Origin of the sequence: Curtobacterium caseinilyticum, assembly GCF_030363035.1 — a bacterium.
In the GTDB taxonomy this organism is placed as follows: Bacteria; Actinomycetota; Actinomycetes; order Actinomycetales; family Microbacteriaceae; genus Curtobacterium; species Curtobacterium caseinilyticum.
The window spans coordinates 57,230-81,635 of the sequence record NZ_JAUCMN010000004.1; the positions used below are offsets into that span (position 1 = coordinate 57,230).

Here is a 24,406-nt window from a genome sequence, read left to right on the forward strand (position 1 = left end):
CGGCGAGCTCAGGTCGGGAACGGCCAGGGCTCGCCGTCGTCCTGCAACTCGGCGACCACGAGGCCCTCGGAGCGTGCGATGCGACGGAGCTTGCGGTCGAACGTGGCGAGCTCCGCGCCCACGGAGCGGGCGGTGACGAGGACGACCGCGTCGGGCATCGCGACTCGCCGGTCGGCTCGCACCCGGGCCGCGGCGACGGCCGTGCTGCTCGTGACCGGGACGACGGAGACGCCGAGCCGCTCGATGGTGCTGCGCTCCCGCTCGGCAGGACCACGAGCCGCTGGCCGCACGAGCATCTCGCCGAGTGTCAGCGCAGACGTGCAGAAATCGTCCCACGCGTGGTCCTCGACGAGGTCGTAGGCGCGGGCGTGCGAATCGTCGTCTTCGTCGAGGAGCGCGATGACGACGTTCGCATCGAGCACGATCAAGCCGCCGCACCGCCGCCTGGACCGTGATCGGAGGTGCCGGCCCACACGCCTCGGCTACCGCCGGAGGATGCGCCGAGCACGATCTCGTTGCCGTTGCGCAGTCGGAACACGGAGATGCCTCGTGCTGGATCGCGGCCGACGAGCCCGGCCGGGCGCAGCGTGGTCGGAGCTTGCCCTGCGTCCGGGACGGGCCGAGGCGGTGCAGGGGACGGAGGTGTGATCAGGATCGGTTCGACGAGCATGGCGCGACGGTACCGACGCCGGAGACCGACCACCGAGGACTTCGTGTGTCGCATGGTCAGGTGAGCAGCGAGCGGATGTCCTCGGCGGTCAGATCGTCGGCGAACAGGGCGTCGTCGTCGATCATCGTCGCGAAGAGCTCGGCCTTCTTCGCCGCGAGGGCGAGGACCTTCTCCTCGATGGTGTCCTCGGCGATGAAGCGCTGCACGGAGACGGAGCGCGTCTGCCCGATGCGGTGCGTCCGGTCGACCGCCTGGGACTCGGCGGCGGGGTTCCACCACGGGTCGAGGACGAAGACGGTGTCCGCTTCGGTCAGGGTGAGGCCGAAGCCGCCGGCCTTGAGCGAGATGAGGAACGCGGGAGCGGTGCCGGTCCGGAAGCGGTCGATGACCTGCGGACGCTTCCTCGTGGAGCCGTCGAGGTACTCGTAGCCGATCCCGCGGGCGTCGAGCGCGTCGGCGACCATGCGCAGGAACGTCGTGAACTGACTGAAGACGAGGGCGCGGCGCCCCTCGGTGGCGAGCTGCTCGAGCTCGTCGAGCAGCAGGTCGAGCTTGGCCGAGGGGACCGGTGCGGTCTCGGCGTCGGTCTCGCTGACGAGCGCCGGCGACAGGGCGAGCATCCGCAGCAGGGTCAGCGACCGGAAGACGATCATCCGGTTGCGTGCCAGGTCGTCGATGAGGTCGAGGACCTTGAGCCGCTCGCGGTTCAGCGTCGTCTCGTAGAGCGCACGGTGCGCGGGGTCGAGCGTGACCCGGACCACCTGCTCCTGCTTCGCCGGCAGGTCGGCGGCGACGCTCTCCTTCGTGCGGCGGAGCATCAGCGGCCGGATGCGCCGCCGGAGCCGTGCGGTGAGCTCGGCGCGGGCCTCGCCCCGCAGGTCGGGGGAGCCGAGCGGCTTCACGTAGTCGTCGCCGAACCGCGACCACGACGACAGCAGCCCGGGGGCCACGACGTGGAAGAGTGCCCACAGGTCGGTGAGGCCGTTCTCGAGCGGCGTGCCCGTGATCGCGAACTTCACCGGCGCGGGCAGGTCCGCAGCGACCCGGTGCACCTGGGACTGCGGGTTCTTCACGAACTGCGCCTCGTCGAGCACGAGCGCCGACCACGGCAGCTCGGCGTACTCCGTCGCGTCGAGCCGGAGCAGCGCGTACGAGGTCACGACCACGTCCGACGAAGCCGCAGCCCGGGCGACCCGCGCGGGGTCCTTGAGCGAGGTCGCCGTGACCGTCGTGACGCGGAGCGACGGGGTGAAGCGCGCGGCCTCGTCCGCCCAGTTGCCGACGACGGAGGTCGGTGCCACGACGAGGAACGGCGCGCCGTCCGGCTCCGTCGCGCGCGCGGCGGCGATCATCGCGAGCACCTGCAGCGTCTTGCCGAGGCCCATGTCGTCGGCGAGCACGCCGCCGATGCCGTGCTCGCGCAGGAACCGCAGCCACGCGTACCCGGCGTGCTGGTAGGGCCGGAGCTCGGCGTGCACGGTGTCCGGCACGGGGACGTCGCCCGGTGGGGTCGCGTCGAGGAGCCCGGCGGCGATGCGCTCCCATCGTTCGTCGTGCTCGGTCTCGTCCGCGAGCTGGTCGAACTCCGACCAGATCCCGGCCTGCAGGGGCGTCACCGTGAGGGGCTGGTCCGGCTCCCACTCGTCGAGTGCGCGGGCCTCCTCGATGACCTCCTTGAGTCGGTCGAACGCCGGGTCCGCCAACGACAGGTAGGAACCGTCGATGAGCTTCATCCGGCGGTCGCGGTTCGCCAGGGCGCGGAGCAGTGGAGTGAACGGGAGCTGCGTGCCGTTGACGGTGACGAAGATGCCGAGGTCGAACCAGTCGTGCTTGTCCGAGGGCATCGTCGTCACGCGGACGTGCGGTCGCCCGGTGAGCCGCTCGTGGTCGCCCGGCTCGCCCTGCACGACGGTCCGCACACCGAAGCCGGGCAGTGCCGGCAGCAGCTCGTGCGCGAACACGGCGACGTCCGCGCCGTCGAAGGTGCCGTCCGCGAACCAGTCGAGGCCGCCGCCGGGGCCCGACGTCTCGGTCTCGTCCGCCGCGTGCAGTCCGGTCAGGTCGGGGAGCGGCCCGTGCAACGCGAGGGGGTCCTTCCGCCCGTCGACGTGCCACCGCCACTGCAGGTGCACGCGGTCGTCGGTGCGGGGCGCCCGCGCGGGCTCGAACGTCGCCGTGAGCACGAGCTCGGGCGGGGTGCGCTCGGGCAGCTCGACGGAGCCGTCGGAGCTGACGAGCCCGAGGGCACCGCGCAGGCGCGGGGACCAGTCGGCCAGGAACTCGTCCACCGCCTCGGCAGGGACGGTGATCCGTGATCCCTCGACGAGCATGCGTCGCTGGTCTGCGGGGACCGGCACCGGGGTCGGGGCGAGGGCGACGTGGAACTCCGGGCTCTCGCGGAACGCGTAGACGCCGTGGTCGCCGATCGTGCGCGCGGAGCCGTCGGGCACGGGCCGGCCGTCGACCACCGCGCTCGCGCCGATGACGAGCGCACCGTCCTGCCGGGCGGCGTCGAGGAGGACACGGGCCTCGGACCCGAGGACGGCGCCACCCTCGCGCTTGCCGGTGACGAAGGCGATGCCCAGCCCGGGCGCCTGCCGCAGCAACGGCCAGAGGAGCGGGGTGCCGAAGTCGTCCAGGTGCACCCAGTCGCTCTCGCCCGGCAGTCCGGCGAGCTGCCCGGCGCGGTGCAGGGCCGCGAACTGCAGGAACCAGGCGTGCTGCTCGGGCGCGATGCCGAGCCGGTTCATCGAGTAGGGGAGCGTGCCCCAGGTGAGCTGCCCGCGGACCCAGTTGCCCGCGGCGCTCCGGGTGACCGGACGGACGCCGAGCCGGACGCCCCGCGACCGCGTGGGCAGCGCACGACCCGCCGCTCGCGCGCGGGACGCGAGCGCTGCGGGGACCGCGTCGCGCAACTCGAACTGCAGACCCATCGGGGTGCCCTGCGAGGCGACCGCCTGCTCGTCGTCACCGGCGAGGCGGGCCAGGTCGTGCCTCCAGTCCGGTGCTGCGGGTGCGCTGACGGGAGCCGCGGTCCGGGGGCCGGCTGCTGCGGCCAGCGCGCGGGCGTTGATGGTGAGGAGTGCGGCGGCGACGTGCTTGCAGTCGCCGCCGAGGGGGCAGGAGCAGGTGCTGCGGACCGGGCGGACGAACTCGCCGCGCGCGACGGTGGTCTCGACGCGGAGCTCGTACGGGTCGTCCGCGGAGCCGGAGACCGTGGCGGTGACCGTGCCGTCGTCGTCGTGCCAGGCGGCGTCCTCGACCAGACCGGCGCGGACGACGTCACGGGCCCGGCCGAAGGTCTGCGGGCCGACGAAGCGGATGACGTCGACGGCGTCGATCATCGGGGCGGCTGGCACGGGTCCATGCTGCCAGGCTCCACCGACCGTCGCTGCTACCGTGGACGGGTGCCGGACGGCGCGCGGAACGAGGGGGATCGCATGGGGATGCGGATGCGCGGTGGAGCCGTGCTGGTGGGTGTGCTGGCGACGGCGACGACGCTGACGGGCTGCGCGGGTGGCGGTACGGCGACAGCCGAGGCACCGAGCCCGAGTGTGACGAAGGCCACGCCGGGCAGGGCATCGTGCGACCTGACCTCGGGCGGTGGCTCGGTGTCGCTCGAGGAGACCGCGGACGCCTACCGCGTCGAGTGGTCCGGTGTGCCGACCAGCGCCGAGGGTGCGCGGCAGGAGTACCAGTTGTACCTCGGGGACGAGTCGCAGGAGCACGCCATCTCGATGTACATCGGGTTCGACAGCATCACCGGGAAGACCACCTACGGCTGGTTCAACCGGGACACGAACGACGTCGATCCGATCCCCGGCGCACCGGACACGTCCGCGGGCACCGTGGTCGGGACCTTCCCGAAGCAGACGGAGATCGACGCCGTCTACTGGTCGCCGTCGTACAGCAGGACCACGACCGACGACTCGTCGACCACCTGGTGCACCGAGGACAGCCAGGTCATGCCCTGGACGCCCCTCGACTGACGTCCCGGCCGCAGGTGTCCGCGTCCCGTTCTGGGGGCGTCGCCGCAGCGGTGCCGTCGTGCAGGATCGGATCGTGCTGCATTCACTGGTGTACATGAGTTCCGCCACCGAGCCGTTCGACGAGGACGCCCTCGAGGCGGTGCTCGAGCACGCGCGCTCGCGGAACACGGCTGACGGCCTGTCCGGCATGCTCGTGCACCGCGGTGGTCGCTTCATGCAGCTGCTCGAGGGTCCGTACGACGCCGTCCTGGCGACCTACGCCCGGATCGTCGAGGACTCGCGTCACGACGAGGTCCGGCTGCTCGTCGAGGAGTCGATCCACACGCGCCGGTTCCCGGAGTGGTCGATGGCGTACGACCGCGAGTCCGCCGGTGTCGAGGTGCCCGAGGGCTTCAGCACGTTCCTCGACCAGGGCGACCACAGCGCCGACGCGAGCCGTCCGCGCGAGCTGCTGCGCTGGTTCCGGAACCACCCGATGGCCGACCCGACGGCCGCTAAGGGCAAGCACCGGCGCGACGCCTAGGGCGGTCCGAGGGCGACGCTGCACCGGGTCATACTGGTCCGGTGACGACACTGCGAGGCATGATCCGCTCGACCGAGACGCGCGAGGCCGAGGGGTACGCGACCTCGGTCGTGGCGGCGAAGGAAGCCGCGATCGCAGCACTCGACCTGGACGGGTTCGAGCTGACGCAGACGAACGCGGTGGAGAGCAAGGCCACGGGGGAGACGACGATCAAGGCGACGGCGCGCTCGACGGCGACGCGGGAGCACGAGGCGTCGGGGCCGGACTACGAGGCGGCGCTGGCGGCGTACCGGAACACCGTGCCGGAGGGGTGGCAGGCGCAGCACGTGTGGGTCGTGACGGAGTAGCGCAGCACCATCCGGTCGTGAGCACACCACGGGTCCGCGGCGCTGTTCAGCGGTGGATCGCAAGGTGGCTTGCGACGATGGCACCGGTGTCGGACGTCACCTCCCCCTCGGGAGACGGAGGGCACAGGGACGTCGACTCCGCCGACGCGATCGTGCCAGACCCGACAGCTGTGCGCCGGCTCAACGAGCGCCGCACGGCGCGCGTGCTCTCCAGGGGAGGGCAGACACCGTTGGTGTCACGGAAGATCCCGCCGAGCGCCGCGCTCCTGGCTGCGGACGTCTGCGGAGGGGGCACGTGCACCGGCGCGGAGGGACGGCCGGCCAGGGAACTGGCCGATCGGACACGCTGGACCAGCCACAAGGGAAGGGTGCGCCGCCATCAGGCTGCCTGAACGTGGTCGAGTGGCGAGCTCCGATGCGCCGCGAGGGGGATGCAGGCGACGGCCGGTGAGCACGAGTCTTGAGCCCTGGCCAGGGCGAGGAAATGGCCTGGTCCGGCCGTCACGAGGGGATACCAGATGTTCACACTGTTCCGCCAGGACACGCAGCGACGCTTCGCCGTCGTGCTCGCCGTCAGCGCCCTGACTCTTGGCTCGGTCTTGGTCGCGGGCCCGGCGCAGGCCGCATCGACGAAGTGCAATCCGGTCGCCAAGCGGTACACGGTGACGGAGGCGAGCGTCAAGTACTCGGTGGGGACCATCACCATCAACACCAACAACTGTCGATCGGGCTCGAAGATGACTTCCTCGTCGGCCTCGATGAAGTGGGATCCATCGCCGCTGGGCACGGGCGCCGGATGGCGCTTCGACAACAACACGACGTCGCGCCGTGGCACGGATCCTCAGATGGCAGGTTGGGTGTCGACTGCGGTCATGAAGATCTGCGCACCGACCCAGATCTCCCCGCTGTGCTCCTACGGTGAGACGTTCAAGGTGACCTACACTGGCTACACCGACAACTTCGTCGGTCCGCAGGTGCAGCCGGCCTTCAAGTGCACCAACTCGTACTGCAAGCTCCACTTCAAGAAGGCGTAGCTCATGAGTCGACGACGGTCCCGGCCGGTCAAGCAGTTGCTCCCGCTGCTCGCCCTCGTCCTCGGGCTCGTCGCGAGCGCCATCGGGGAGCGGATCGGGCAGCCGAACTCCTGGCTGTGGTTCGGCGGTGGAGTCGTGGTGGCCGTCGTCTGGGCTGTGCTCGTCCGTCGGAACAGCCGGATGCGTTAGCGCTCGTTCCGAACCCACGCCCAGGAAGCCCCGTTCGCTCCCGTACGCAGGAGCGGGCGGGGTCCTTCCATGCACCCGGTGGCACAGGAGGTCCTCGACCGGACCTACAGCCGCCCCGTCCTTCTGCAGGACAGGTTCTCCACAGCCGCGGCCACCGGGGTCTAACGCCTTTCGGAAGCCTCGGATCCCGCCAGCTTGCTGTGCTTCCGCGAGTACCCGAAGTACACCCCGAGCCCGATCGCGAACCAGATCGCGAACCGCACCCACGTCTCCCACTGCAGGAACGTCACGAGCCACAGCGACGCGACGACCCCGATGATCGGCACGACCGGCATGAAGGGGAGCCTGAACTGCCGGTCGAGGTCGGGCTGCCGGTAGCGCAGCACGATCACGGCCGAGCACACCACGACGAACGCGAGCAGGATGCCGATGTTCGTCAGCTCGGCGACGACCCCGATCGGCAGCACGCCCGCGAGCACCGCCGACGCGATGCCGAGGATCCACGTGACCCGCGTCGGGACGTGGCGCTTCGGATCGGTCTTCGCGAACCACTTCGGCATGAGGCCGTCGCGGCTCATCGAGAACCAGACGCGCGAGGCCCCGAGCATGAACGTGACGAGCACGGTGACGATGCCGACGATGGCGCCGATCGCGATGACGTTCGCGACCCCGCCGAGCCCGACCGCCGCGAACGCCGACGAGAACCCCGAGGCCGGGTCGATGTCGGTGTACTCCTGCATGCCCGTCAGCACCAGGGTCGCCAGGACGTACAGGACCATCGCGATGCCGAGGGAGAGCAGGATCGCCTTCGGCATGTGCTTCCGTGCGTCGGTGGACTCCTCGGCCGCGGTCGACATGGCGTCGTAGCCGAACACCGCGAAGAACACCGTCGCGGCGCCGGTCATCACGCCGCCGAACCCGAACGGGAAGTACGGCGAGTAGTTGGCGCTGTTGATGTGGAAGACCCCGAGCACGACGATGAGCACGACGAGGCCGACCTTGATCGCCACTGCGACGAGCTCGAACCGAGCGGCGCTCCGGATGCCGCGGGTGAGGACGAACGCGGTGAGCAGGCACAGCACGATCGCGAAGACGTCGACCACGTGGCCGTCGCCGGTGCCGGGCGCGCCGAGCATCCACGCGGGCAGCTCGATGCCGAACTGGCCGACCAGGAACCCGACGTAGCCCGAGATGCCGATCGCGACGACGGCGACGATGGCGGTGTACTCGAGCAGCAGGTCCCACCCGATGAGCCACCCGACGACCTCGCCGAGCACGGCGTAGCCGTAGGTGTAGGCGCTGCCGGCCTTCGGGATGAGGCCCGCGAACTCGGCGTACGACAGCGCAGCGGCGGCACTGGCGACACCGGCGACCAGGAAGCTGATGAGCACGGCGGGGCCGGCGACACCGTTCGCGACGGTGCCCGCGAGCGTGAAGATGCCCGCGCCGATGATCCCGCCGATGCCGATCGCGGTGAGCTGCCACAGGCCGAGGTGCCGCTTGAGGCCGCCCTCGTCCTCGGGCCCGTCGTCGATCGTGTCGATGGGCTTCCGTCGGAAGATGCCGTGTGTCGTCGTCGTCACGCGCCCACTCTGCTCCTTCTGCGGCGACGGTGGTAGACCCGGCTGCATGCGTCGTGCTGCTCGAGTCGAACCCGGTCCCGGTCAGGAGTCCGTGTGGGACTACCCCCGTCCTCCCGCCGTCGAGGCCGTCCCGGAACGGGTGGTGGTCCGGCTCGGCGGGGCGGTCGTCGTCGACACGACGGACGCGGTGCGGGTGCTCGAGACGTCGCACCCGCCGGTGTACTACGTGCCGATGACGGGCGTCGACCTGCGCCCGGCCGCCGGGTCGAGCATGTGCGAGTTCAAGGGGCGCGCGCGGTACTTCGACGTCGTCGGCGGCAACGGGGTCGTGGCTCCGCGGGCTGCGTGGAACTACCCGACGCCGGAGCCCGGGTACGAGGACCTGCGGCACCGGATCGCGATCTACCCGTCGGCGATGGACTCGTGCGAGGTGGGCGGCGAAGTCGTCGAAGCGCAGGAGGGCGACTTCTACGGGGGCTGGATCACGTCCCGCGTGGTCGGACCCTTCAAGGGCGCGCCGGGCACGCTCGGGTGGTGACCACCCGTCCGGCGGCCGCGCACGCACGATGACCACCCGCCTCGGTGACCACGCGCGGGCGGGTGCGTCGTGCCGGACGTCCGCCGCGCCTCCCGTCCGGCACGATCCGCGGGACGCGTCGGGCCGTCAGCGGCGCGCGTAGGGCGACCAGAACGGCGGCGGGAAGCCCCCGTCCGTCCCGAAGGTCAGCAGCTGCCAGACCATCATCGCCAGCCCGACCGCACCGAGCACCAGGGCGATCCACGCCCAGACGCGCACCGCGCGTCGGCGTCCGGCGATGCGGACGGCGCGCAGACCACAGAGCACGCAGACGATGCCGAACGCCGCTCCGAGGAACACGTGACGGGCCATGCCCGCCGCGGGCACGATGATCCCCATCCAGAGCGACAGGGGAGCGAGCAGCACGGCGACGGTCGCCAGGGCGGCGGGTGGCTCGTGGTCGCGGGCTGCGGCTCCCATGAACCGAACCTAGCGGTCGGCGACCGTCGCCGTCCGGGGAGCTGACGGAGCCTCGCGTCACGTGGACGAGCGCCGTTCCGCGCACCGCCGGTCGACGCGCCGGACGGCCGACGCACGAGCGAGCACCATGGAGGCATGCGTTCCTTCGTCCGTGTCCTGCTCGGAGCCGCCCTCGTCTTCGCGGGGACGAGCCACCTCACCTTCGCCCGTCGGGACTTCCGCGCCCAGGTGCCGGACTTCGTACCGCTCGACACGGACACGACGGTGCTCGCGTCGGGCGTGGCCGAGATCGGGCTCGGCAGCGCGCTGCTGTTCACGCCGCGGCGCCGCCGGAGGACCGTCGGCACCATCGCGGCGCTGTTCTTCACCGTGATCTTCCCCGGCAACCTGTCGCAGTGGGTGAACCGCCGCGATGCCTTCGGCCTCGACAGCGACGAGAAGCGCGTCGCCCGCCTGTTCGGGCAGCCCCTGCTGATCTGGGCGGCGCTCTGGTCGACGCGCGGCTCCGCGAGCGCGGGTCGCTGATGCCCGGCCCGGCGACACCGCGCGACCCGGACGGCCCGTCCGGGCCGCGCGGCGCGGCCGGAGCAGCCGGAGCGGTCGGCTTCGCCGGTCACGATGCCGGGACACGGACCCGGCCCGGTGCGCGGGCCGGTGCCGGTGCCGGTGCCGGTGCCGGTGCTGGCGGCGGTCCGGACGGCGCCGCGGTCGGCCGGGAGGCACGGCGCACCTCCCACGGGTCCCGTCGCGTCGGCGACGTGGTCGCCACGGTCCTGCTGCTGGTCCTGCTGGCGGTCGAGTCGGTCGCCGCCGGCGGCGCGATCGTCTTCCTCTCGATGGCGTTCCACTCGTGTGCTGCGCCGGGGAACTCCTGCGACGTCGGTCTCGGCAGCACCGTCGTCACCGTCGGTCCGGTGCTCGCCGGGCTCGTGTTCGTCGCGACCCTGCTCGGCTGCACCCTGCGACTCGTGCGCCGCCGCCTGGCCTGGCCGATCGCCCTGGTCGGGATCGCCGCCCAGATCGTCGTGTTCTCGGCGGCACTGCTGCTGGTCGACAGCGCCGTGCAGCACGGTTTCTGAGCCACTCCTGCACAGCGCGCCCGTCGGTGGCGGTCGTCCACAGCGCGGCCATCGGCGGCTCTGCCCGGCGGCCTCGCCCGCCAAGGTCGACGCATGTCAGGAACCGATGTGCTCGACCAACTGTTCACCACCCCCGCCCGCACCGACGACGACGTGGTCGCCCTCGTCACCGGTGTCGTCGGAAGGCCCCTCCGACGACAGTGCTGGGTGCTGTTCCTCGACGAACGGGCACTGCCCGTGCCGTTCCTGCTGCCGGTGTCCGACCTGCCGCTGCAGCCCGACGAGCACGTCGACGACCTCGCGACCCTCGTGGCGGAGGTGTGCGCCGACAACTCCGCGGCCGAGGTCGTGCTGGTGTGGGAGCGTCCGGGCGAGACGGAGCTGTTCCCGGTCGACTGGGAGTGGATCGACGCCTGCGCGTGCGCCTTCGCGGAGCACGCCGTCCGGGTGCGGGGACAGGTCGTCGTGCACGCTACGGGGACCGCGATGGTCGAGCTGGACGAGCTCGAGGCCGAGGCCGAAGCCGAGGCCGAGGTCGAGCACGGCGAGCAGGCGGTGCGGTCGTGACGACCCGCTGTCCGTCCCGCTCGTCAGCCCTGCGGGGCGGCGTCGGGGACGGTCTGGCCGGTCAGCCCTTCGACCACGGCCTTGGCCTCCGGCCAGAACTTCGCGTAGTGCTCCGGATCGGCGTTGATCTGCACGGCGTGCGCCATCTGCGTCGGGGTCATCGTCTTCCACCCGGGCGTCTTCACGAGCTTGGTGTAGAACATCGTCGCCGCCGTGTACGGGTCCATCCGCTGCTCGTAGGTGCCCCACGCGCCGTTGTCACGCTGCTGGAACAGCCCCCGGCTGTCGGGCCCGGCGGCGTCACCGTGGTCGAGGTTCACCAGGCTCGACTCGCCGATCGCGGTCATCACGCCGACGGCCTGGGTGTGCGGACCGATGCCGAGGGCCTGCGCCGCCTCGATGACGTACGCGGCGTTCACCAGGCGGTCCTGGCAGAACCCGCCGACCGGTCCCGCTGGCACGACGATGCCGCCGACCGTCCTCGACGCGACCTCGGGGCAGGCCGGGGCCGCCGTGACGGACTTCGCGGCGCCCGTGAGCGAGTGCACCGCGATGACGACGACCACCACGACGCCGATGACCGCGGCGACCACGCCGGCACCGAACACCGAGGCGATGGCGATGCCGGCGCGGCGCATGCGTGGTCCTTCCGAGCGGGCGGTCGTCCGGCGGTGCCGGATGCCGTCTGGTGCAGAGCACGACGAGCGTACGGGCACCTGCTGGGAGGACACAGCCGCCCGATCGGGGGTGTCGACCGGACCGCGGTGGTCCGTGTCGCAACGCTCGCGGCGGTCCGGTGTCGACCGGACCGCGGTGGTCCGTGTCGCAGCGCCGGCGGAGGTCCGGTGTCGACCGGACCGCGGTGGTCCGTGTCGCAGCGCCGGCGGAGGTCCGGTGTCGACCGGACCGCCGTGGTCCGAGCCTCAGCGCCGGCGGCGGTCGAACAGGCCGGTCGCGGCCAGCGAGAGCACGACGATCGCCCCGACGGCGACCACGAGGACGACCTCCGCGCTCTCCATCAGACCCGCCGGTCAGGGCCGTCCGACTGCCGGCCGTCCGACTGCCGGTCGTCCGGGTGCCGGCCGTCAGGGTTCTGGCCGTCGGGGTGCTGGCCGTCCTCGTGGTGCCGGTGGCCGGTGCCCGGTCGGATCACGGCGGTGGGCTCCGTGACCAGTCCGGTCGGGGCCTTCTCGGTCTGCTTCCGACCGTGCGTGAACCACGTGACCACCCAGAGCAGCACGCCCAGTGCCAGCAGTGCGCCAGCGATCTGGTACTGCTGCGGGTCGCGGCCGGACGAGAACGGCAGGACGAGCCACAGGCAGGTCACGACGCCGATGACGGGGATGACCACACCGGCGCGGAAGTGCTTCTGCTCGACCCGGTCCCGCCGGAGCACGAGCACCGACAGGTTCACGACCGCGAACACCGACAGGAGCAGCAGCGAGGTCGTCCCACCCAGGACCACCACGATGGGGGAGTCAGGGTCGAGCGACACCCAGCCGATGAGCGCCAGCGAGATGAGGGTGGTGAAGACGATCGCGGTCGACGGGGTGCGGCGGGCGGGCGAGACCCGCGACAGGAAGCCCGGCAGCACGCCCTGCTTGCTCATGCCGTACAGCAGTCGCGACGCCATCATCATGTTGATGAGCGCGGTGTTGGCCACGGCGAACATCGAGATGAAGGGCAGCAGGTCGGCGATGGGGAAGTCCGGCGCCGCGGTCTGCACGACGGTGACGAGCGGCGTCTCGTTGCCGGCGAGCTCGCCGATGGGCACGACCGCGACCGCGCAGATCGACACGAGCACGTAGATGACGGCCGTGATGCCGAGGCCGGTGAGCATCACCTTCGGGAAGATCCGCGAGGGGTCCTTCGTCTCCTCGGCCATGTTCACCGAGTCCTCGAACCCGACCATCGCGAAGAACGCCAGCGACGTCGCGGTCGACACGGACAGCAGCAGCGACTTGTCCTCCGGCGTCTCGAACATCACGACGCGCGAGAAGTCCGCGTTGCCGCCGGCGATCGCCCAGAAGCCGATGAGGATGACCATCACGAGGCCCGACAGCTCCACCAGGGTCAGCACGACGTTGGTCTTGACGCTCTCGCTGACCCCGCGGAAGTTGACCGCCATCACCGCGAGCATGAAGCCCATCGCGATGAGCATGACGACGCCGTTCGGCAGCTCCAGCCCGAAACCGGCGCCGAGGTTCGCCGCGAACGCCCGCGAGGCCGTCGACGCCGACGTGATCCCGGAGCACATCACGATGAAGGTGACGATGAACGTGACGAAGTGGATGCCGAACGCCTTGTGCACGTAGAGCGCGGCACCGGCGGTCTGCGGGTACTTCGTCACGAGTTCGAGGTACGAGAACGCCGTCAGCAGCGCCACGGCGAAGGCGATGAGGAAGGGGAGCCACGCGGCTCCGCCGACCTCGGCCGCGACCTGCCCGGTCAGCGCGTAGACGCCCGTGCCGAGGATGTCGCCGACGATGAAGAGCAGCAGCAGCTTGGGGCCGAGCACGCGCTTCAGCGTCGGCTGCTCCTGCTGCGGTCGATCCGTGTTGGTGGTGGCCATGCGTCACCCTTTCCCGGTTCGTGCCTGCTGTCAACTTCCTCAGGCTCATCCGTCGCGGACGTGACACGCCCGTGACCCGGCGGCCGAGCGCTTCCGAGGGGCCGGTCGCTACGCTCCGACCCATGTACGAGGAGTCCAACACCACCGAAGAACCCGTCGAGTTCGCCGACTTCAACGCGAAGCTGCTCGTGCTCGACGTCCTCTGCTACGACCTCGACGTGCTGGAGCCGTACGACGGCGACGAGGACGAGGACGTCTCCGAGGACCTCGACGTCGAGGGGCAGGACGACCGCGCCCGCGAGTACTACGACGACCTCGACCTCCTGCCGTCGCAGCTCGCGATGGTCACCGAGCTGACGGTCGACTCGGACCTCGAGGTCCTGCAGGACGTGCACCCGGGCTGGGACGGCCACGACGACCGCTACGACCCGCAGAACTGGGACGACGTGCTCGACCTGCCCGCCCTGTCGGTCGTGTACGCCGCGGCACCGCTGCCCGCGCACGTCGCCGAGCGGCTCGCCGCGAAGGGCGTCGAGGTCCGCTCCGCCTGACCCGCTCGCCCGCCCTACCGCTGCAGCGCCCGCACCTGCTCGGTGAACTGCGCCGCGCCGCCCTGCGCGGGGTGCCGGACCGTGACGGCGTCGATGCCCGCCAGCGCGAGCGCGCCCTGTGCCTTCCGCCCGACGGCGACGACCCGGACGGGCCGGGCGCCCCCGTCACGTGCAGCCTGCAGCGCCTGCAGCAGCGCGAGCGCGACGGGCGCCCCGTCGCGGACCTCCGACGGCCGCGGCGTCCGGTTCGTCAGCCGGTCCGGCGCGACGAACGGGTGGTGCGGGAAGATCGCCCACGCGACCGGGAGCGGACCCGTCCAGCCCGCCAACGCTGCGTGCACGACGCGTGACGACGCCTCCCACGGGGCGGTCGGTGCCGGCGGGTGCTCGACGGAGAAGCCGAGGGCGTCCAGCTCGCGCATGCTCGTGAACGGGATGCCCGTGTTCGTCATGCCGCGCCACCCCGGTGCCTCTGCCACGAGCACCGTGTCCGCCCCCGCGCCGACGTGTTCCAGGTAGGCGGCGAGGTTCGCGCGCCGGAGCCGTCCCTCGGCCGAGTCGGGGGAGTAGAGCGCCTCCGCGTCGTCCGCCACCGGCACGGCGTCGAGCGCCGCCCAGAAGGCGTCGAACCGAGGACCGCCGGTCATCAGGAGCGCCCGAGCACCCGGCGGTAGACGTCCTCGAGGCCGGCCGCCGACCGCTCCCAGCTCAGCCGCTCGGCGTGCTCGCGTCCTGCCGCGGCCAGCCCCGACGCGTACGCCGGGTCGGTCAGGATGTGCTCGATCTCCGCCGCCCACACCCCCGGGTCACGCGACTCGAGCACGACGCCGGTCTCGCCGTCGACCACGGCCTCACGCAGGCCCCCGGCCGCCGCGGCGACGACGGGTACGCCGGAAGCGGAGCCCTCGAGCGCGACGAGCCCGTACGTCTCCGAGTGCGACGGTACGAGCACGGCTGCCGCGCCGCGGAACAGGAACGCCAGGTCGGCACGCGACTGCGGACCGACGAAGGTCACGCGGTCGGCGATGCCGTGCGCGGCGGCGAGCCGACGCAGTTCGGCCACGTAGTCGCCCGCCTCGCTCGACGCGTCCCCGGCGATGACGAGGGTGGGGCGGGCCTCCAGGCCGATGCCCGCGACCGCCTCGATCGCCAGGTCCAGCCCCTTCAACGGCTGCACGCGGGCCGCGGCGACGACGTACGGCGAGGCGGCGCGACGCGCGCCCGTCCCCGCTGGACGGAAGACCGATCCGTCGACGCCCGGCGGCACGATCCAGGTGCGTGCGTCCTCGCCGCCGAGCCGGGTGCGGACGGTCTCTGCCTCGGCCGCGGAGACCACGACGACCGCGTCGGACTCGCGTGCGAGCAGCCGCTCGCCCGCCATCCGCCCGGCGGACTCGGGGCGCTCGCCCTCGGACAGCGGGGTGTCCGAGTCGGCGGCGATGGAGTGGAACGACTGCACGTGCGGGATGCCGCGCTCGCGGGCGACGGGCAGCGCGGCGGCGCCGGAGAACCAGTGGTGCGAGTGCAGCACGTCGTAGGGGCCGAGCTCCTGCAGACCCTGGCGGAAGGGCTCGATGAACGCGTCGTGCTCGCCCTTCGGCACGGGCTGCGCGGGGCCGGCCGACAGGAACCGCAGGCACACGCCCGGCACGAGCGAGACGCTGTCCGGCTGCGTCGGGGCCGAACGCCGGGTGATGATCTCGACCTGGTGCCCGCGATCGGCCAGGGCCTCGGCCTGGTGCCGGACGACGACGTTCATGCCGCCGACCTCGCCGGAGCCGGGTTCGTCGCCGGGGGAGGTGTGCAGCGACACCAGCCCGATGCGCAGGGGTTCAGGGGTGGTGCTCACCGGTCCAGCCTAGCGAGCGGGTCGTCGCTGCGACGGGCGCGCGGGCGCCACCACGACGGGCCGGCGGCCCGCCTCGTCCGGCGGGTCGGACGGGAGGCTGGGCCCACGCCGCCGGTTCCCGGGCGACGCGCCAGCGGCGTCCGGGCCGTGCCGGTGGGGAGGATCACCTCCCAGCACCTGCACCCGCCCGTCGCCGTGCCGCTCCCAGAATGCGGCCGTCCAAGCGCACAGGGCACCGTCGAGCAGGTCCTCCCGGTGCTTGTGCGTCGGCCCGTGCAGCACCGAGGGATCGGCGAGCCCAGCGGTCAGCGGATGCGCGTCGAGGCGCAGCGGCGGGTCGAGCGGCGTCGTGCGGAGCCGGCGCACCAGCTCGTCGAACGCCACCGCACGGGCGGCGCGGGCCTGGGCGGCGGGCACCTTCAGGTCGAGACGCTTGTACCGGGGGCGCTCGTCGTCGTAGCCGAGCTCCTCGACCCCGACGAGCGTCGTGTACGGGTAGCACTCGAACGCCGCCGGCCCGGACCGTTCCCGCATCGCCCGGGTCGACGACACGTACCCGACGCCCAGGTCCGTGAGACGGTCGAGCAGCCGCGCGCCGGCGCTCGCCGCCGAGGCGAGGTTCGTCGGGTTCGCGGCGACCTTCCACCGGCCGTAGCGCTGTCCGACCTGCCGCTCGGCCTCGCGGATGCCGGTCGGGTTCGTCACGACGAGGGACGCGTCGACCGCGACCAGGGTCCGCGGCCCGAGGTGCGCGGCGATCCAGTCCGTCACGGCGTCGACCCCGCGGGCCCACCCGGCGTCGGTGACCCTGCCGTCGGCGTCCATCGCGACGAGACCGGTCTCGTTCGCGGGCTTCCGGTCGCTGCCGAGTCCCCATGCCAGGTCCACCCCGAGGTACGCCGTCACCCGTCCATCGTGCCCTGCGACACCGCTGTCGAGCCGCGCTTCCACCCGGACGGTCGCGTGTCCCGGGAACGCGGCGCCCCGTTGTGGGGGGTCGCGCCTGACCATGAGAGGTCGTCATCCTCTTCGTCGGACAGCCAGAAGGGGCGAACGACATGCGGTGGGCAGCGCTCAAGACGAAGACGAAGGCGACCATCGTGGTCGCCGTGGCAGCGGTGGTGTGGCTCGGGGGAGTCGGATCCGCCGGCGCGCTCGTCGGGTCGGTCGCCGCGAGTACCGGGGACACCCGTCCCGCTGCGGTCTCGACCGCCGCGGACCCGACCACCGCGCCGAAGGCCGCCCGCACGCCGACCCCGACCCCGACCCCCACGCCGGTCGTCGAGGTGACCGAGGTGACGTCGGATGCCCCGGTGCCGTTCGACCGGACGACCGTCGACGACCCGGCGCTGCCGAAGGGCCAGATGAAGGTCACGACGGCCGGGGTCGACGGCGTCGAGACGACCACCTGGCGCGTGACGACGACGGACGGTGTGGAGACCGACCGCGTCGAGGTGGGCAAGGAGGTCACGAAGACACCCGTTGCCGAGGTGACCGCGATCGGCTCGTACGTGGCTCCCGCCCCGGCGGCGCCCGCCCCGGCGGCACCCGCGCAGCAGGAGCCCGCCGCGCCGGCACCCGCGCAGCAGGTTCCGGCGCAGGACGTGATCCGACCCGGTGCGTACTGCTCGCCGTCCCAGGCAGGCGCGGTCGCACAGGCGGCGACGGGCAAGTCGTACCGGTGCGGCGGTCACGGTCCGGACAAGAACGGCGACCTCCACTGGAACACGATGTGACCTGTGCCGGCGGGGTCCGTGTACGGTCCGCAGCATGGCGAGCGAGGCGACGACGCTGACGGTTCCGGGCCCGGACGGCGACCGGGAGCTCCGGATCAGCAGCCCGTCGCGGGTGCTCTTCCCCGAGGTCGGCATCACGAAGCTCGAGCTCGCCGAGTACCTGGTCGCCGTGGGGGAGCCCTTCGTCCGGGCGAACGGCGACCGGCCGATCTCGCTGCAGCGGTTCGGGTCGGGCATCGACGGCGAGTCGTTCTTCTCGAAGAACCCACCGAAGGGCGCTCCCGACTACGTGCGCGACGTCGTCGTGACCTACCCGAGCGCTCGCTCGCACCCGCAGCTGGTGATCGACGAGCCGGCGGTGGCGGTGTGGGCGGCGCAGATGAACACGGTCGTGTTCCACCCGTGGGCGTCGCGCGCCGGCGACCCCGACCACCCGGACCAGCTCCGCATCGACCTCGACCCGCAACCGGGTACGGACTTCCGCGAGACCGTGCCGATCGCCCACGAGCTCCGGAAGGTGCTCGCCGAGGCCGGGCTCACGGCCTGGATCAAGACGAGTGGCAACCGCGGACTGCACGTGTTCGCTCCGATCCGGCCCGAGCACGAGTTCCTCGACGTGCGGCATGCGGTGATCGCCGCCGCACGGGAGCTCGAACGGCGGATGCCGGAGCAGGTGACCACCGCATGGTGGAAGGAGGAGCGGGGGCAGCGGGTCTTCGTCGACTTCAACCAGGCGAACCGCGACCGGACGATGGCCGGCGCGTACAGCCCACGTGCCCTGCCGCACGCCAGCGTCTCGACGCCGATCGCGTGGGACGAACTGGACGGTGCCGACCCGACGACCTTCACGGTGCGGTCGGTGCCCGAGCGGCTCGCGAGCACCGGTGACCCGTGGGAGACGATGCACGACGAGCCGGGCGACATCGCCCCGCTGCTCGGGTGGTGGGAGCGCGACCTGGCCGCCGGGCTGGGCGAGCTGCCGTTCCCGCCGGACTTCCCGAAGATGCCGGGGGAGCCGCCGCGCGTGCAGCCCTCGCGTGCCAGGAAGCCCTGACCCGCCGCGCACCGGGCAGGCCTGCCACGCGACGCGGCACGGAGGGGCTGCACCCCGGCGCGGCCGAGCCGGAGCCGGAGCCGATCAGGCTGCGGCGACGTCCTCGGCGCGGTGCTCGGGCTTCGCCACGCGGCTGGTGTGCATCGGCAGTGTGACGCTCGCCGTGTGCAGGCGTGTCAGGCGGGACCGGGTGCCTCGGTTGGCGTCGCTGATGCCGTCGATGATCATGTCCCGCTCCCGTCTCCACCGTGATCGGGAACCCCGTTCCCAAGTCACTAGTTAGCCTAACTACTGCGAGCATATTGACGAGACCAGGGGAGTGCAAGCGCTACGAGAGCACCTCCCGCAGGTCGTACGCAGAGGGGACATCGAGCTGCTCGAACCCGCACGATCGAGCGTCGCGGTCAGGCCGCCAGCGCTCGAACTGCACGGTGTGGCGGAAGCGGTCGCCCTCCATCTGGTCGTACCGGACCTCGAGCACCCGGTCCGGCGACAGCCGGACGAACGACGTGTCCCGACCCGACGAGAAGCGCGACCGTTCCCCGTCACCGGTGACGGGCCTCCCGTCCGCATCGCGGAGCACGACGGGCTCGAGCTCCGCGACCAACTCGACCCGCCGCCTGTCCGAGAAGGCGGAGACCCCGCCGACCTGCCGGAGCTCGCCGTCGTCGTCGTACAGCCCGACGAGCAGCGACCCGACCCCGGTACCGCTCTTGTGCACGCGGTACCCGATCGCGACGACGTCCGCGGTGCGGTGGTGCTTGACCTTGAGCATCGTGCGCTTGTTCGGTTCGTACGGCTTCGCGCGGGGCTTCGCGACGACGCCGTCGAGGCCCGCTCCCTCGAAGGTCGTCAGCCACTCGCGGGCGAGGTCGACGTCGAGGGTCGTCCGGGTGACGAACAGTGGGTCCGTCAGCTCCGTCGCGAGCGACTCCAGGCGCGAGCGCCGCTCGTCGAACGGCCGGTCCACGAGCTCCTGTCCGTCGACGGCGAGCAGGTCGAACGCGACGAACTGCGCGGGCGTCTCGACGCTGAGCTTGCGGATGCGGGACTCCGCGGGGTGGATGCGCTGCGACAGGGCCTCCCAGTCGAGCCGCTCGGCGCCGGGATCACCGGAGCGGAGCACCACCTCACCGTCGAGGACGACCGGGTGGTCGCGTCCGCCGAACTGCGCCCGGAAGGCCTCGACGAGCTCGGGGAAGTAGCGCGTGAGGGGCTTCGCGCCGCGGCTGCCGATCTCGACGTCGTCGCCGTCGATCGTCACGATCCCGCGGAAGCCGTCCCACTTCGGCTCGTACCGCAGACCGCCCCGGACGCTGTCGGGCTCGGGGACGGTGGCGACGGCCTTGGCGAGCATCGGTGCGATCTGCATGCGCCCTGTCTACTCGTCGGACGGGCCGGTGCCGGGGACGACCCGGCACCGGTCTCGTTCAGCAAGCGGTGCGCGGCGAGTTCTCGAGCATGGCTTCGAGGGCCAGCGCCGCGTCCCTGCCCTTGTCCCAGCGCGACTGCGGGGTCCCGATGCGGTCGAGCGCCTCGTCCGGGGTGTCGACCGTGAGGACACCGAAGGCGATGGGCACCCCGGTCTCGCCACTCATCACGGCGAGGGACGTCGTCACGGCGTCTGCCAGTTGCGCGCCGTGCGCGGTCCCGTCGCTGATGACCGCGCCGAGCACGACGATGCCGCGGGATCCGGCCTCCAGCGCCCACCGGCAAGCGACCGGGAGTTCGAAGCACCCGGGTACCCGGGACAAGCGGAGGACGCGTTCCGTCGAGGGCTCGAGGACGGCCGTCGCGCGAGCGAGCAGCTGGTCGGTCGCCCAGCGGTTCGCGTCGGCGACGATGACGTCGATCGCCGGGAGGTCCTCGTGGGCGTGGGCGTGGTCGGTCTGAGCGGTCATGGTGCGTGCCTTCCGTGTGTCTGGTCCGGCCGTCGAGTGCGATCGGCCAGGCCAGGGTCGGCGATCCGAACGGGTCCGCGACACGTCCGTCCGGATGATCCGCCGAGGCGGGATCACCCGCTCGGAGGAGGTCGGTCGGCGAGTGCCCTGCTCGCGACCTAGGGTGGTGGCGTGACGACCGCGCCCCCGCCGGCAGCGCCCGCTCCGGAACCGATCAGCTCCGTCCAGGCCGCCGCACTCCGCGACGGCGTCCTGCCACCCGTCGAGCAGGTGCGCCCCGGCGTGTGGTCGCTCGCGGTGCCGTTCCGTGGCGGGGTGCCCGACGCGACGCTCGTCTACGTGCTCGAGGGATCCGACGGCACGCTCACCGTCGTCGACCCTGGCTGGGCGGACGGCGACGACCTCGGGTTGCTCCGCGCCGGCCTCGCGGCGTTCGGCCGAACGCTCGACGACGTCGGGCTGGTCGTGGTCACCCACCTGCACGCGGACCACCTCGGTGCGGCCGGGGCGCTCCGGCGTGCGAGCGGTGCCCGCGTCGCGATGCACCGGCTCGAGGTCGAGGCGCTGCACCGCGAGCGATCGGACGCGGCCGCTACCGACGCGGAGATCGCGACGTGGGGCGTGCCCGACGAACTCCGCGCCGGCGTCGTCGCCGCCTGGGGGAGCGGGCGTCGGATCGGCCTCGGACGGGTGTCGGAACCGGTCGCCGACCTGCTGCTCGACGACGGCGACGTGGTGCCGGTCGCAGGGCGCGAGCTCCGCGCGCTGTGGACGCCGGGGCACACCGCGGGCCACCTGTGCTTCGTCGACGCCGCCGACGGACTGCTGTTCACGGGTGACCACGTGCTGCCGCGGATCAACTCGGGGATCGGTCTCGGTGGCCGCACGCCGACGAACCCGCTCGCCGACCACCTGGCGTCGCTCGCCCGGCTCGAGGGGTACGGGGACCTCGAGGTGTGCCCCGGACACGAGTACCGGTTCCGCGACGTCGTGACCCGCGCTCGGACGCTCGCCCGGCACCGCGAGGAACGGACCCGGCACGTGGCTGCTGCCCTCGACGCCCTGTCGTCGCCGACGCTGTTCGAGGTCGCGTCGCGGGTGCCGTTCAGCGGCGGCATCGGCTCGATGACGGGGTTCCTGCTCGCGAGTGCGCTGGCGCAGACGGCCTTCCACGCCGACCTGCTCGGCCGTGCGGACGAGATCCGCCCCGCCTGACGGGCCCTGCGCTCGGCCTGTCGGCCCAGCGCGTCCACCAGCTCGCCGAGGCCCTGACCCGTCAGAGGACGGTGGCGGCGAGGCGTTCCAGTGTCGTCCGGGCGTCGGTGAACTCGGCGGCGGCGTGCTCGGCGAGCGGCGCGAGGTCCGGGATGCGGTCGGCCAGCGTGGCGCTGACGGTGACCGGGTAGAGCTTCATGCCGAGGGCGGTGCCGAGGATCAGGTGCAGCACGGGAGAGCCGTGGTCCCAGGTCTCCGTCGGGGTGCCGGCGTCGTAGGTCGCGCCGCGGCTGACGACGGTGACGACCGGGCGCCCGGCGAGCGGCTGGACGTCGCCTGCGAGCACCCCGGGCACGTGCACGCGGTCGATCCACGCCTTCAGGGTCGACGGCACGGTGTAGTTGTAGAGGGGCGCGCCGACCACGACGGCGTCGGCTGCGAGGAGTTCGTCGATGACCTCCTGCCGGAGCGCGTCGGCCTCGGGGGCGACGGTCTCCTCTGCCGTGCGGTCCGACGCTGCCCAGTGCAGCGCCGAGGACTCCAGGTGCGGGAGCTGGTCGACGTGCAGGTCCCGACGCACCACCGTGTACTCCGGGCCGCGGGCACGCCAGGCGTCCGCGAACGCCGCGGTCAGGGCCCGGGAGCGCGAGTGGGCGAGGTCGGCCGAGGAGTCGATGTGCAGCAGTGTGGGCATGCGCCCACGCTACCGACGCGACCCCGCGCCGGGCGGTTGTTCCGTCGTCCGTGTCCGCCGTGAGCGCGGAACGGCCCCGCCACGGCCGGGAGGGACGGGGCGGGGCCGCGGGAGGTGCCTCCCGTCCGCCGCGTGGTCGGAACGGACGGGAGGCGCGTGGTCAGCGCTGGGCGCGACGGCGGCGCAGCGTGCGTGCGCCGATCAGGCCGGCACCGGCGACGAGCAGGCCGAGGGCCCACGCGATCGGCGCGGACTCGTCGGCACCCGTGTAGGCGAGGCGACCGGTCTGGCGCACCGGGGCGGCAGCGGCGACCGGGGCCGCCGGGGTCAGGGCGACGGGCGTGGTCGGCGCCGCCGCGGCGGTCGGGACGACCTCGACGGCGAACGAGGTGCTCGGCACGCCGGCGCTCGACACGGTCAGGGTGTGCGTCGAGGCGTGCGGGAAGGTGACCCGCGCGATGGACGGGCTGTCCTCCTCGGTCAGGTCCTCGACGACGTCGGACGCGACGTCCGACGTGACCGTCGTCCTCGGCCAGGTGATGTCGCCGGTGTCCTCGTCGAGGTCCGGCATGACGAGGTTGCCGAAGCGGTCGACCGTCAGGCCGTACACGACGAGCGAGCCGCCCTGCGGCACCGAGATGCGGCCGCCCGGGGTGTAGTCGGACTGGTCGTCGAGCAGGGTCCCGGTCGACACCGTGCCGTCCGGGGTGATCAGCCAGGTCTTCGTGTCGAGCGACGGGTCCTCGAGGTCCGAGGCGTCGATGGCGGCGACGAGGATGCCGGCCGGCGCGGCGGCCTGCAGGTCGACGTCGACGAAGAGCGTGCTCGAGGAGCCTCCGGCGCTCGGGTTGCCAGCGGTCGCCGTGATGATGAACTGGGCGAAGGCGTCCGACGAGGTCAGGACGCCGCTCAGCGTGCCGGTCGCGGCGTCGAAGGAGACGCCGGCGGGCAGGGTCGAGGTGTCGTCGTCGTCCGAGGAGAGGTACTCGATCGCGTAGGTCGCGGCCGGGGTGCTCTCGGCACGGAAGGTCGCGCTGAAGCGCTCGCCAGCGACGGCCTCGACGTAGGTCTCGTCGCCGTCGAAGAGCGGCGTGCCGTCGGTGTCGAGGAAGACGGGCGGGACGGCGTCCTCGGTGGTGCCCGTCGCGAGCTGGCCGTCGGGCCCGGTGACCGTGACCGTCACGCGCTGACCGGCGGCCTCGGTGCCGATCTCGTAGTACGGGTCGGTCGACAGGACGTTCCCACGCTCGTCGGTCCAGACGTAGCTGCCGCCGGTGAAGTCGACGTCGGCGTTCAGGACGCCGCCGTAGGAGACGTCGCCGACGATCTCCGCGGTCTGGCCGGCTGCGGTCGCGCTGACCGGTGCGTCCTGCGCCGCGTTCTTCGCAGCATCCGCCGCTCCACGGATCGCGTCGCCGACGGAGGGCTTCGCCGGGGTGGTGGTCGGCGCGGTGGTGGTCGGTGCGGCGGGCTCGCCCGTGGCCGGAGCGTCCGTCCCCGACGCGGCCGGCACGTCGGGCGCCGGAGCGGTCGGCGTCTCGGCGTCCGGCGTCGCAGCGTCCGGCGTCTTCGAGGTCGATGCGGCGGCGCCCGGCGCGTCCGCGGTCGACGTGCCGGTGCTCGACGACGTCGGAGCGGTCGTCGCGCCGTCGGTCACGGCTGCGGAGCTGGCCTCGGCAGCAGACGCGGAGGTCGCGGTCATGATGCCCAGGCCGGTCGAGAGGCCGACGAGTGCGATGGTCGTGCCGACGGCACAGGCGCGTCGGACGGTGGAGGTGCTACGGCGCACGGGTTCCCCCAGGTTCAGGTCCGGTCGGGTGCCGGATCGTGAGAATCAGCCGTGAATCCACGGCGTG

27 protein-coding genes are annotated in these 24,406 nt (G+C 72.5%); 13 read left to right on the top strand and 14 right to left on the bottom strand.

Translation table 11 applies throughout. The features are described 5' to 3' along the window. Positions 1 to 8 precede the first annotated feature (8 nt). Positions 9 to 422, bottom strand: coding sequence for a type II toxin-antitoxin system VapC family toxin (locus tag QUG93_RS06975; protein ID WP_289473202.1), 414 nt, complete (start codon positions 420 to 422; stop codon positions 9 to 11). A gap of 304 nt (positions 423 to 726) precedes the next feature. After that, positions 727 to 4,029 carry a DEAD/DEAH box helicase gene (locus QUG93_RS06980; protein ID WP_289473203.1) on the bottom strand — a complete coding sequence of 1,101 codons (3,303 nt, stop codon included), beginning with the start codon at positions 4,027 to 4,029 and terminating at the stop codon, positions 727 to 729. 81 nt (positions 4,030 to 4,110) lie between these two features. Here QUG93_RS06980 and QUG93_RS06985 point away from each other — a divergent pair, with 81 nt between their 5' ends. The 5 genes from QUG93_RS06985 to QUG93_RS07005 all read left to right on the top strand — a co-directional run bounded on the left by QUG93_RS06985 (position 4,111) and on the right by QUG93_RS07005 (position 6,752). Beyond that, the gene (locus tag QUG93_RS06985; protein ID WP_289473204.1) at positions 4,111 to 4,659 is read left to right on the top strand and encodes a hypothetical protein; all 549 of its coding nucleotides are present in this window, start codon (positions 4,111 to 4,113) and stop codon (positions 4,657 to 4,659) included. A gap of 88 nt (positions 4,660 to 4,747) precedes the next feature. Next, entirely contained in the window at positions 4,748 to 5,182 is a 435-nt protein-coding gene (locus tag QUG93_RS06990) for a BLUF domain-containing protein (RefSeq protein ID WP_289473456.1), read from the top strand. A gap of 41 nt (positions 5,183 to 5,223) precedes the next feature. Beyond that, positions 5,224 to 5,529, top strand: coding sequence for a hypothetical protein (locus QUG93_RS06995; protein ID WP_289473205.1), 306 nt, complete (start codon positions 5,224 to 5,226; stop codon positions 5,527 to 5,529). Between the two features lie 518 nt (positions 5,530 to 6,047). Beyond that, a complete protein-coding gene (locus tag QUG93_RS07000; RefSeq protein ID WP_289473206.1) occupies positions 6,048 to 6,563 on the top strand; it encodes a hypothetical protein in 516 nt (171 codons plus the stop codon). 3 nt (positions 6,564 to 6,566) lie between these two features. Next, a complete protein-coding gene (locus QUG93_RS07005) occupies positions 6,567 to 6,752 on the top strand; it encodes a hypothetical protein (RefSeq protein WP_289473207.1) in 186 nt (61 codons plus the stop codon). Between the two features lie 161 nt (positions 6,753 to 6,913). On the opposite strand, the gene QUG93_RS07010 is transcribed toward QUG93_RS07005, so the two are convergent. Next, entirely contained in the window at positions 6,914 to 8,335 is a 1,422-nt protein-coding gene (locus tag QUG93_RS07010) for an amino acid permease (protein WP_289473208.1), read from the bottom strand. 91 nt (positions 8,336 to 8,426) lie between these two features. On the opposite strand from QUG93_RS07010, the gene QUG93_RS07015 reads away from it, so the two are divergent. Beyond that, on the top strand, positions 8,427 to 8,873 hold the full coding sequence (locus QUG93_RS07015; RefSeq protein ID WP_434533089.1) for a DUF427 domain-containing protein: 447 nt from the start codon (positions 8,427 to 8,429) through the stop codon (positions 8,871 to 8,873). A 126-nt stretch (positions 8,874 to 8,999) separates the two neighbouring features. On the opposite strand, the gene QUG93_RS07020 is transcribed toward QUG93_RS07015, so the two are convergent. Next, positions 9,000 to 9,332: a hypothetical protein gene (locus QUG93_RS07020; RefSeq protein WP_289473210.1), complete on the bottom strand. Its 333-nt coding sequence runs from the start codon at positions 9,330 to 9,332 to the stop codon at positions 9,000 to 9,002. A 135-nt stretch (positions 9,333 to 9,467) separates the two neighbouring features. Here QUG93_RS07020 and QUG93_RS07025 point away from each other — a divergent pair, with 135 nt between their 5' ends. The 3 genes from QUG93_RS07025 to QUG93_RS07035 all read left to right on the top strand — a co-directional run bounded on the left by QUG93_RS07025 (position 9,468) and on the right by QUG93_RS07035 (position 10,978). Further along, a complete protein-coding gene (locus QUG93_RS07025) occupies positions 9,468 to 9,857 on the top strand; it encodes a DoxX family protein (RefSeq protein WP_289473211.1) in 390 nt (129 codons plus the stop codon). Positions 9,858 to 10,090: 233 nt separating this feature from the next. After that, the gene (locus QUG93_RS07030) at positions 10,091 to 10,411 is read left to right on the top strand and encodes a hypothetical protein (protein WP_289473212.1); all 321 of its coding nucleotides are present in this window, start codon (positions 10,091 to 10,093) and stop codon (positions 10,409 to 10,411) included. Positions 10,412 to 10,504: 93 nt separating this feature from the next. Further along, the gene (locus QUG93_RS07035; protein WP_289473213.1) at positions 10,505 to 10,978 is read left to right on the top strand and encodes a hypothetical protein; all 474 of its coding nucleotides are present in this window, start codon (positions 10,505 to 10,507) and stop codon (positions 10,976 to 10,978) included. 23 nt (positions 10,979 to 11,001) lie between these two features. Here the strand turns inward: QUG93_RS07035 and QUG93_RS07040 are convergent, their stop codons facing one another. After that, positions 11,002 to 11,616, bottom strand: coding sequence for a hypothetical protein (locus tag QUG93_RS07040; RefSeq protein ID WP_289473214.1), 615 nt, complete (start codon positions 11,614 to 11,616; stop codon positions 11,002 to 11,004). Positions 11,617 to 11,996: 380 nt separating this feature from the next. Beyond that, the gene (locus QUG93_RS07045; protein ID WP_289473215.1) at positions 11,997 to 13,550 is read right to left on the bottom strand and encodes an APC family permease; all 1,554 of its coding nucleotides are present in this window, start codon (positions 13,548 to 13,550) and stop codon (positions 11,997 to 11,999) included. A gap of 122 nt (positions 13,551 to 13,672) precedes the next feature. On the opposite strand from QUG93_RS07045, the gene QUG93_RS07050 reads away from it, so the two are divergent. Then, positions 13,673 to 14,101: a DUF6892 domain-containing protein gene (locus QUG93_RS07050; RefSeq protein WP_289473216.1), complete on the top strand. Its 429-nt coding sequence runs from the start codon at positions 13,673 to 13,675 to the stop codon at positions 14,099 to 14,101. A gap of 14 nt (positions 14,102 to 14,115) precedes the next feature. On the opposite strand, the gene QUG93_RS07055 is transcribed toward QUG93_RS07050, so the two are convergent. From QUG93_RS07055 to QUG93_RS07065, 3 genes are read right to left on the bottom strand one after another with little or no spacing between them, the layout of a single operon-like run. Continuing rightward, the gene (locus QUG93_RS07055; RefSeq protein WP_289473217.1) at positions 14,116 to 14,748 is read right to left on the bottom strand and encodes a uracil-DNA glycosylase; all 633 of its coding nucleotides are present in this window, start codon (positions 14,746 to 14,748) and stop codon (positions 14,116 to 14,118) included. Next, a complete protein-coding gene (locus QUG93_RS07060; protein ID WP_289473218.1) occupies positions 14,748 to 15,950 on the bottom strand; it encodes a glycosyltransferase in 1,203 nt (400 codons plus the stop codon). The genes QUG93_RS07055 and QUG93_RS07060 overlap by 1 nt, the downstream gene beginning before the upstream one ends. Before the next feature lie 9 nt (positions 15,951 to 15,959). Next, positions 15,960 to 16,856, bottom strand: a complete 897-nt coding sequence (locus QUG93_RS07065) for a DUF429 domain-containing protein (RefSeq protein WP_289473219.1) — start codon at positions 16,854 to 16,856, stop codon at positions 15,960 to 15,962. A gap of 152 nt (positions 16,857 to 17,008) precedes the next feature. Here QUG93_RS07065 and QUG93_RS07070 point away from each other — a divergent pair, with 152 nt between their 5' ends. Beyond that, positions 17,009 to 17,686, top strand: a complete 678-nt coding sequence (locus tag QUG93_RS07070) for a G5 domain-containing protein (RefSeq protein ID WP_289473220.1) — start codon at positions 17,009 to 17,011, stop codon at positions 17,684 to 17,686. Positions 17,687 to 17,720: 34 nt separating this feature from the next. Next, on the top strand, positions 17,721 to 18,740 hold the full coding sequence (ligD, locus tag QUG93_RS07075) for a non-homologous end-joining DNA ligase (RefSeq protein WP_289473221.1): 1,020 nt from the start codon (positions 17,721 to 17,723) through the stop codon (positions 18,738 to 18,740). An 84-nt stretch (positions 18,741 to 18,824) separates the two neighbouring features. Here ligD and QUG93_RS07080 read toward each other — a convergent pair whose 3' ends face one another. From QUG93_RS07080 to QUG93_RS07090, 3 genes are all read right to left on the bottom strand, one after another. Next, complete coding sequence (locus QUG93_RS07080; RefSeq protein ID WP_289473222.1) at positions 18,825 to 18,968, bottom strand: hypothetical protein; 144 nt, start codon at positions 18,966 to 18,968, stop codon at positions 18,825 to 18,827. 100 nt (positions 18,969 to 19,068) lie between these two features. Further along, positions 19,069 to 20,112, bottom strand: a complete 1,044-nt coding sequence (locus QUG93_RS07085; RefSeq protein WP_289473223.1) for an ATP-dependent DNA ligase — start codon at positions 20,110 to 20,112, stop codon at positions 19,069 to 19,071. A gap of 58 nt (positions 20,113 to 20,170) precedes the next feature. Beyond that, entirely contained in the window at positions 20,171 to 20,641 is a 471-nt protein-coding gene (locus QUG93_RS07090) for a 6,7-dimethyl-8-ribityllumazine synthase (protein WP_289473224.1), read from the bottom strand. 171 nt (positions 20,642 to 20,812) lie between these two features. On the opposite strand from QUG93_RS07090, the gene QUG93_RS07095 reads away from it, so the two are divergent. After that, complete coding sequence (locus QUG93_RS07095; RefSeq protein WP_289473225.1) at positions 20,813 to 21,856, top strand: MBL fold metallo-hydrolase; 1,044 nt, start codon at positions 20,813 to 20,815, stop codon at positions 21,854 to 21,856. A 61-nt stretch (positions 21,857 to 21,917) separates the two neighbouring features. Here the strand turns inward: QUG93_RS07095 and QUG93_RS07100 are convergent, their stop codons facing one another. Further along, on the bottom strand, positions 21,918 to 22,550 hold the full coding sequence (locus tag QUG93_RS07100) for an FMN-dependent NADH-azoreductase (protein WP_289473226.1): 633 nt from the start codon (positions 22,548 to 22,550) through the stop codon (positions 21,918 to 21,920). A gap of 160 nt (positions 22,551 to 22,710) precedes the next feature. Continuing rightward, the gene (locus QUG93_RS07105) at positions 22,711 to 24,339 is read right to left on the bottom strand and encodes a putative Ig domain-containing protein (protein WP_289473227.1); all 1,629 of its coding nucleotides are present in this window, start codon (positions 24,337 to 24,339) and stop codon (positions 22,711 to 22,713) included. Between the last annotated feature and the right edge of the window lie 67 nt (positions 24,340 to 24,406).